Origin of the sequence: Citrobacter sp., assembly GCF_050252275.1 — a bacterium.
GTDB classification, from domain to species: domain Bacteria; phylum Pseudomonadota; class Gammaproteobacteria; order Enterobacterales; family Enterobacteriaceae; genus Citrobacter_A; species Citrobacter_A amalonaticus.
The window spans coordinates 1-7303 of record NZ_JBFWLF010000234.1; the positions used below are offsets into that span (position 1 = coordinate 1).

At 55.6% G+C, this 7303-nt stretch carries 9 protein-coding genes; 3 read left to right on the top strand and 6 right to left on the bottom strand.

The genetic code is table 11. The annotated features are described in order from the left end of the window. Window positions 1-326 (top strand): H-NS family nucleoid-associated regulatory protein (locus AB7E14_RS17590; RefSeq protein ID WP_428169741.1); only part of this gene is annotated, 326 nt, incomplete at its 5' end. Between the two features lie 43 nt (window positions 327-369). On the opposite strand, the gene AB7E14_RS17595 is transcribed toward AB7E14_RS17590, so the two are convergent. Together AB7E14_RS17595 and AB7E14_RS17600 are read right to left on the bottom strand one after the other, a co-directional pair. Beyond that, window positions 370-897, bottom strand: coding sequence for a rhodanese family protein (locus AB7E14_RS17595; RefSeq protein ID WP_058586995.1), 528 nt, complete (start codon window positions 895-897; stop codon window positions 370-372). A 9-nt stretch (window positions 898-906) separates the two neighbouring features. Beyond that, window positions 907-1206: an ArsR/SmtB family transcription factor gene (locus AB7E14_RS17600; RefSeq protein WP_042999641.1), complete on the bottom strand. Its 300-nt coding sequence runs from the start codon at window positions 1204-1206 to the stop codon at window positions 907-909. Window positions 1207-1387: 181 nt separating this feature from the next. Between AB7E14_RS17600 and AB7E14_RS17605 the strand changes: the two genes are divergently transcribed. Continuing rightward, on the top strand, window positions 1388-1558 hold the full coding sequence (locus AB7E14_RS17605) for a YqaE/Pmp3 family membrane protein (protein ID WP_042999642.1): 171 nt from the start codon (window positions 1388-1390) through the stop codon (window positions 1556-1558). A gap of 123 nt (window positions 1559-1681) precedes the next feature. Next, window positions 1682-2131 (top strand): peptidoglycan-binding protein LysM, encoded by a 450-nt coding sequence (gene lysM / locus AB7E14_RS17610; RefSeq protein ID WP_428169742.1) that lies wholly within the window; start codon window positions 1682-1684, stop codon window positions 2129-2131. A 6-nt stretch (window positions 2132-2137) separates the two neighbouring features. On the opposite strand, the gene csiR is transcribed toward lysM, so the two are convergent. From csiR to gabD, 4 genes are all read right to left on the bottom strand, one after another. Continuing rightward, window positions 2138-2830 carry a DNA-binding transcriptional regulator CsiR gene (gene csiR, locus AB7E14_RS17615; RefSeq protein WP_042999644.1) on the bottom strand — a complete coding sequence of 231 codons (693 nt, stop codon included), beginning with the start codon at window positions 2828-2830 and terminating at the stop codon, window positions 2138-2140. Window positions 2831-2875: 45 nt separating this feature from the next. Next, on the bottom strand, window positions 2876-4276 hold the full coding sequence (gabP, locus tag AB7E14_RS17620; protein WP_044327460.1) for a GABA permease: 1401 nt from the start codon (window positions 4274-4276) through the stop codon (window positions 2876-2878). Window positions 4277-4405: 129 nt separating this feature from the next. Further along, entirely contained in the window at window positions 4406-5689 is a 1284-nt protein-coding gene (gene gabT / locus AB7E14_RS17625; RefSeq protein ID WP_316962823.1) for a 4-aminobutyrate--2-oxoglutarate transaminase, read from the bottom strand. 22 nt (window positions 5690-5711) lie between these two features. Next, the gene (gabD, locus tag AB7E14_RS17630) at window positions 5712-7163 is read right to left on the bottom strand and encodes an NADP-dependent succinate-semialdehyde dehydrogenase (RefSeq protein WP_042999647.1); all 1452 of its coding nucleotides are present in this window, start codon (window positions 7161-7163) and stop codon (window positions 5712-5714) included. Window positions 7164-7303: the final 140 nt, after the last annotated feature.

The window sequence follows — 7303 nt, forward strand, 5'->3', positions numbered from 1 at the left end:
TTGAAGAAATGCTGGAGAAATTCAGGGTCGTCACTAAAGAAAGACGTGAAGAAGAAGAACAGTTACAGCGTCAGCGCGCTGAACAGCAGCAGAAAATTAATACTTTGCTGGAAATGATGAAGGCCGCCGGACTGAGCCCGGAAGAGTTATTCAGCAATGACGCCGCGGCCATGCGAGTGGGTAAAAAACGCCAGCCGCGTCCGGCGAAATATCGCTATACCGATCTTAACGGGGAAAGTAAAACCTGGACCGGTCAGGGGCGTACGCCAAAACCGATTGCCCAGGCACTGGCGGCAGGTAAATCGCTGGACGATTTTCTGATCTAATTTTGTAAGCGGTGAGGTGTTCCTCACCGCTTATTTCCCGTGATTATTGAGGACGGCGATTCCACGGCATTTTGTCGAGCAATCGCGCCATGCCGCAAAAACCAGTCAGTCCGGCGAACAGCAACCCCGCGCCTACAAAACCGCTGAGCAGGAAAAAGCCGCTGTTGACGCTATATCCCAACATTACGCCCAGTAAGGCCAGCCCGCCTGCGGCAATTTGTACCTGACGCATCAGCGGAAGCGGCTGTGATTTATCTTCTGCCGTGGGGAAACCCGCCGCTTTCCAGCCGTCAATGCCCCCTTCCAGCAGCAAGACTTCAGCCGGTGCGGCAAGAGCCTGCAAGGTAGCCGCATTGTTTTGCGTTCGTTTTCCGGACTGACAATGGAAAATGACGCATTCACCTCGCAGCCTGGCAGGAAAGCCCCCCTGTTCGAGCGTGCTCAGCGGTGCGAGATGGGCCTGCGGAATATGTTCACGCAGATATTCGTCGGCATCGCGAATATCAATCAGTCTGGCGCCTTGCTCAATACGGGCCTTTGCGTCGCGCGGGGAAATCGTCCCGATGGTCATGTTCACTCCTTATGGACAATAGACGTTTTTCAATGTGGCAATGAGTGAATTCACCGCTGCATTTTTAATGAAATAGAGGATGCGCTGAGCATCGCGCTGGCTGCCAATCAGCCCTTCTTCGCGCATTTTTGCCAGATGCTGTGAAGTGGCCGAGGGACTTAACCCGGTGGCGCGTGCCAGATCGCCCGCGCTGGTGCCCGGTGAGCCGCAAAGCATACACAGGATCAGCAGTCGCTTAGGGTTGCTCATCGCTTTCAGCAGGGCCGCCGCCTGTTCCGCGCTGGCCTGGAGTTGTTCGAGTTCGCTCATCTTTATTTTAGTGTTTTCTAAATTAAGTAAAGTCTAAAATAAAAATGAAGCGACTGCCAGTGTAAAAATCGTAAAAGAGGGTAAAAGCGAGAGTGATAACTGGCGATCTCCGCTAAGCTCGCTACGCTTAGGGATAAAATCCCTTTTTAAACAATGAGTAATTTTTTTTTTTGGAGTGTATATGGGTTTCTGGAGAATTGTATTTACGATCATTCTGCCGCCGCTGGGGGTCCTGTTGGGTAAAGGATTCGGCTGGGCGTTCATTCTTAATATCGTTCTGACGTTACTGGGCTATATTCCGGGTTTGATTCACGCGTTCTGGGTGCAAACCCGTCCTTCATCTCTTTCTTAACCGCCATGATACCGCCCGATAGCGTGACGTTATCGGGCCACACCGGTCGCCGCGCCGTCAGAATTTTAAGCGAAACTTTCTGCTACACTTCCTGAGTGTTTATTGTCAACGATCGAGGTGGATATGGGACTTTTCAACTTTGTAAAAGACGCCGGGGAAAAACTGTGGGATGCAGTAACCGGTAATCACGATAAAGACGATTTAGCAAAAAAGGTGCAGGACCATCTGCATAAAACCGGTATTCCGGACGCTGACAAGGTGAATGTACAAATTGCTGATGGCAAGGCGACGGTGACGGGTGACGGATTAAGTCAGGAAGCGAAAGAAAAAATCCTGATTGCGGTCGGGAATATTTCCGGGATTGCCAGCGTGGAGGATCAGGTTAAAACCGACGCGCCTGCCGCCGAGAGTCAGTTCTACACGGTGAAATCCGGCGATACCCTGAGCGCTATTTCGAAACAGGTTTATGACAATGCCAACCTGTATAACAAAATTTTTGAGGCGAATAAGCCGATGCTTAAAAGCCCGGATAAAATATATCCCGGCCAGGTGCTGCGTATTCCGGAAGAATAAGCGCCGTCAGGATTTTTGCGCCAGTAGTTTACCGGTCATGGCCTGCTGGATAATAGGTATCGGCGTCAGTAAATGTTGGCGCATGAGTTCACTGGCGCGCGTCGCATCGCGCGCCAGAATGGCCTCCGTTAGCGTCTGATGCTGAATGTGTTTATCCTCCAGCATTTCAACCGACAAGACCGTTTTTCGCAGCCAGATAAACCGATAGCGCGCCGCGAGATCAAACAACCGTTCACGCATTTGCAGCAGATACTGCGAACCGCATCCGGCAACAATAGCGGTATGGTATGCCTGATGGCGTAAATCCCACTCATCCAGCAGGTGTTCACTGGCGTCGCTGGCCTCTAGCTTGCTGAGCATGTGGGCGCGGGCGAGGATCTCAGCTTCCCATTCGTCACCGCCGCGTTCAATCGCCAGACTTACCAGCATGGCTTCCATATTGGCCCGGGCGTCGAAAATATCGAGCAGTTCCTGCTCCGACATGGACGCCACCCGATACCCTTTTTGATTCACCACCGTGACCAGCCGTTCCGCCACCAGATGAGAAAGCGCCTCCCTGAGCGGCCCAACGCCAAGAGAATAGCGTGAAGTTAATAAACTCATGCGCAGTTTTTCATCAGGTTGATAAACACCACGGATAATATCGTTCTTCAGCCAGCGGTATCCATCTATGGCCGTCGGATGGGAAATGGCGGTCATGGTCTTACTCCTGAATCGTGTTCCCGGCCTGCGCCGGGAAATCATTTAACGGGTATTTTGCAGCGGTGTCTTTTGCCACAATACCAGTTTTTTCCAGCGCGACATAATCGGCACGGTGCAAATAATCCCCAGCCCCAATAACCCTGTGGAAATCACTTCCAGCTGTTGCGCCGGGCGGAAGAGCATCACAACCAGCACGAAGATGATAAAGCCAATCACCAGCCAGGTCAGCCATGGATAGAGCCACATTTTCAGTTTGATCTCGCCGCCTTCCGCCAGCAGGATTTTGCGCATCCTCAGCTGAGAAACGGCGATAACCAGATATACCAGTAGGGCGATGGCGCCGGAGCTGTCAATCAGGAACTTAAACACTTTTGCCGGGGCATAATAGTTCACGACGACGGTTAAAAACGCCGCGCCTGTCGAGAGTAACACCGCCACCCAGGGGGTTTTGCTGCGATTGATTTTACCCATCATTGCTGGCGCGTCGCCACGGCGGCTGAGGGAGTAGAGCATTCGCGACGCGGTATACAGCGCAGAGTTCAGGCAACTGGTTACCGACAGCAGGATCACACAGTCCATGATCAGTTTGGCATGCGGAATATGCAGCAGTTCCAGCACTGACTGATAGGAACCTACCTCTTTCAGACCCGGCATGTTCCACGGAATCAGGGAGACGACGACAAAGATCGAACACAGATAGAAGATCGAAATACGCCAGATGACCGAGTTAGTGGCGCGGACGATGTGCTTATCCGGCGTGTCGGATTCGGCAGCGGCGATGGTAACAATCTCAGCGCCCATAAAGGAGAACATGGTGATCAGCATGGCGCTTAGCACCGCGCCAAAGCCGTTCGGCATAAAGCCGCCGTGATCCCACAAGCGCGAAATACCGCTGACTTCAGCGTAAGGGTAAAAACCGCTGATCGCCGCGGCACCCAGCGCGATAAAGGCGAGGATGGCAATCACTTTGCACAGCGCCAGCCAGAACTCAAACTCACCGTAATTTTTGACGCTCAGCAAATTACTGCCGGTTAACGCCAGCGTGATGACCAGCGAGAACAGCCAGATCGGGACGCCGGGGACCCAGGAATTGAGGATGATGGCGGCGATATTCGCTTCAAGCGGGATCACCAGCACCCAGAACCACCAGTACAACCAGCCGATGGTGTAGCCTGCCCAGCGTCCGATGGCTTTATCGGCGTACGTGGAAAAGGAACCGGTGTCCGGTGTGGCGACGGCCATTTCGGCCAGCATCCGCATAATCATCACCACCAGTAACCCGGCGAACAGATAGGCCAGCAGGACCGCGGGCCCGGCCTGGGCTATCGCCACACTGGAACCCACAAACAGACTTGCGCCGATAACCCCGGCAATAGACAGCATGGTGACGTGGCGTGATTTCAGCCCGCCCCCTAAATCATGTGATTGCGACAGTTGCCCCATCTTATGACCTCTTTATTGTTATTGAACCGTTTGCCGGATGGCGGCTCCGCCTTATCCGACCTTCAGAGGAGAGGTTTTCCAGGCCGGACAAGACGCCGAGGCATCTTGTCCGGCAGCGCTACAGGCGTGTTAACCGTGTTTCGCCTCATCAAAACACTGGGCGATAATGTCCAGCCCCTGGCGGATTTGCGCCTCTTCAATGGTGAGCGGAACGAGGATGCGCAGCACGTTGTAGTACGGCCCACAGGAGAGCAGGATCAGACCTTTGTCGCGGGCGCGCGCGACGATCTCTGCCGTCAGTTTTGCATCCGGCTTGTTGTGGTCGCCGTCTTCAAACAGTTCGATGGCGATCATCGCCCCCATTCCACGGACATCGCCGATTTCACGATGCGTTTCGGCAATCGCCAGCAGACCGTTGCGCAGGGTTTTGCCGAGTTCGTTGGCTTTTTGCAGCAGATTTTCCTGCTCGAAAATGTTCAGGACCGCCAGCGCGGCGGCGCAGGCAATTGGGTTACCGGCATAGGTGCCGCCCAGTCCACCCGGCGGGATGGCGTCCATGACGTCGGCGCGTCCGGTGACGCCCGCCAGCGGGAAGCCCCCGGCAATGGATTTGGCGAAGGTGGTGATGTCCGGTGCCACGCCCATCTGCTCCATCGCAAACAGCGTACCGGTACGCCCCGCACCGCTCTGTACTTCATCGGCAATCAGCATGATCCCGTGCTCGTCGCAAATCGCGCGCAGGCGCAGCATAAAGGCCGGAGAGGCGGCGTAGAAACCACCTTCGCCCTGTACTGGTTCAATCACGATGGCGGCGATATCTTCCGGCGCGGCATCATTTTTAAAGATGCGGTGAATGCTGGCGATGGCGTCATCTTCGCTAATGCCATGCAGGGCGCACGGATAGAGCGCGCGATAGACGTGACCCGGCATCAGCCCCATTCCGGCAGAGTACGGGTTCACTTTCCCGGTCAGCGACAGGGTGTAGTGAGTGCGACCGTGGTATGCACCGCTAAAGGCGATCGTCCCCGTCCGTTTCGTTGCCGCGCGGGCGATCTTCACCGCGTTTTCTACCGCTTCGGAACCGGTGGTGACCAGCAGGGTCTTTTTGGCGAAGTCGCCCGGCACTTTCTGGTTCATGATTTCGCACAGTTGCAGATACGGCTCATAGGCCAACACCTGGAAGCAGGTGTGGGACAGTTTTTTCAGTTGCGCTTCGACTGCCGAGACGATCTGCGGGTGCAGGTGTCCGGTGTTCAGTACCGCAATGCCGCCAGCAAAATCCAGGAATTCACGGCCTTCCACGTCCCAGACCCGGCAGTTTTCCGCGCGCGCGGCAAAGATCGGATGAATTTGTCCTACGCCACGCGGGACGGCATGAGCGCGACGCTGCATTAATTCGTTATTGGTGCTCATCAGGTGTTCTCCAGTTGATTTATTATGAAAGGCCAATGCACAGGTATTTGATTTCTAAGTAATCTTCGATGCCGTATTTGGAACCTTCACGGCCAAGACCGGACGCTTTGATCCCGCCAAACGGCGCGACTTCGTTCGAGATAATGCCGGTATTAATGCCGACGATGCCGTACTCCAGCGCCTCGCCAACGCGAAAGACGCGGCTCAAATCGCGGGCGTAGAAATAGGCCGCCAGACCAAACTCGGTGTCGTTGGCCTGTCTGATCACGTCGGCTTCATCACTAAAGCGGAACAGCGGAGCCAGCGGGCCGAAGGTCTCTTCTTTGGCGACCTTTGCGTTGTCTGGCACGTCCACCAGAATGGTGGGCTGGAAGAAATTACCGCCCAGCGCGTGCGGTTTTCCGCCGGTGATGATGCGCGCCCCTTTTTCCAGCGCATCGGCAATATGCTCCTGCACTTTGGCGACCGCTTTCTCATCAATCAGTGGGCCGGTAGTGACGTCGGGTGCCAGACCGTCACCGAGATGCAGTTTTTCCACCGCCTGTTGCAGCTTCTCCGCAAAGCGCTCATAAACGCCGTCCTGCACATACAGACGGTTGGCGCAGACGCAGGTCTGTCCGGCGTTGCGGAACTTGGACGCCAGCGCGCCTTCAACCGCTTTATCGAGGCAGGCATCGTCAAAGACGATAAACGGCGCATTACCGCCCAACTCCAGAGAGACTTTTTTGATGTCTTTGGCGCACTGTTCCATCAACTGACGACCAATCTCCGTCGAACCGGTGAACGACAGTTTGCGCACCAGCGGATTGTGGGTCAGTTCGTTACCGACCGCGCCCGCCGAACCGGTGACAACACTGAATACGCCCGGCGGGATCCCGGCGCGGTTTGCCAGTTCCGCCAGCGCCAGCGCGGAGAACGGCGTCTGGCTGGCGGGTTTAAGCACCATCGTGCAGCCAGCCGCCAGTGCCGGACCGGCTTTGCGGGTGATCATCGCTGACGGGAAGTTCCACGGCGTAATGGCGGCAGTAACGCCAATCGGTTGCTTAATGACGATCAGGCGTTTGTCGGCCTGGTGTCCGGGAATGGTGTCGCCATAAATGCGTTTGCCTTCTTCGGCAAACCACTCAATAAAGGAGGCGGCATAGCTGATCTCCCCTTTGGCTTCTGCCAGTGGCTTGCCCTGTTCCAGGGTCATCAGGCGGGCGAGATCGTCCTGATGCTCCAGCATCAGATTGAACCAGCGACGCAGAATATTCGCCCGCTCTTTGGCGGTGAGGTCGCGCCAGGCGGGCAGTGCGCGGTTAGCGGCCTCAATGGCGTCGCGGGTTTCCGCGCTGCCCATTTTTGGCACGCTGCCCAGCGTCTTGCCGTTGGCCGGGTTGGTCACCGCAATGACTTCGCCGCTATCGGCATCGCGCCACTGGCCGTCGATCAAGGCCTGCTGACGGAACAACGTCGGATCGTTTAGTTGCATGATGGCTTCCTGTCTGAAAAAAGGATAACGGGTGAAAGCGGCGTGTAAGGTGTCCACGCTAAGTGCCGCACGCATCGTGCTTCCGGGGTTGCTATGGTTTGCCAGCAGCGTTTGTACCTGGCTGACGATGTGTGCGCCGA

Bases quoted from the DNA above. Each gene is read 5' to 3' on its own strand.
- AB7E14_RS17595 (WP_058586995.1), bottom strand. From the start codon at position 897: ATGACCATCGGGACGATTTCCCCGCGCGACGCAAAGGCCCGTATTGAG.
- AB7E14_RS17600 (WP_042999641.1), bottom strand. From the start codon at position 1,206: ATGAGCGAACTCGAACAACTCCAGGCCAGCGCGGAACAGGCGGCGGCC.
- AB7E14_RS17605 (WP_042999642.1), top strand. From the start codon at position 1,388: ATGGGTTTCTGGAGAATTGTATTTACGATCATTCTGCCGCCGCTGGGG.
- lysM (WP_428169742.1), top strand. From the start codon at position 1,682: ATGGGACTTTTCAACTTTGTAAAAGACGCCGGGGAAAAACTGTGGGAT.
- csiR (WP_042999644.1), bottom strand. From the start codon at position 2,830: ATGACCGCCATTTCCCATCCGACGGCCATAGATGGATACCGCTGGCTG.
- gabP (WP_044327460.1), bottom strand. From the start codon at position 4,276: ATGGGGCAACTGTCGCAATCACATGATTTAGGGGGCGGGCTGAAATCA.
- gabT (WP_316962823.1), bottom strand. From the start codon at position 5,689: ATGAGCACCAATAACGAATTAATGCAGCGTCGCGCTCATGCCGTCCCG.
- gabD (WP_042999647.1), bottom strand. From the start codon at position 7,163: ATGCAACTAAACGATCCGACGTTGTTCCGTCAGCAGGCCTTGATCGAC.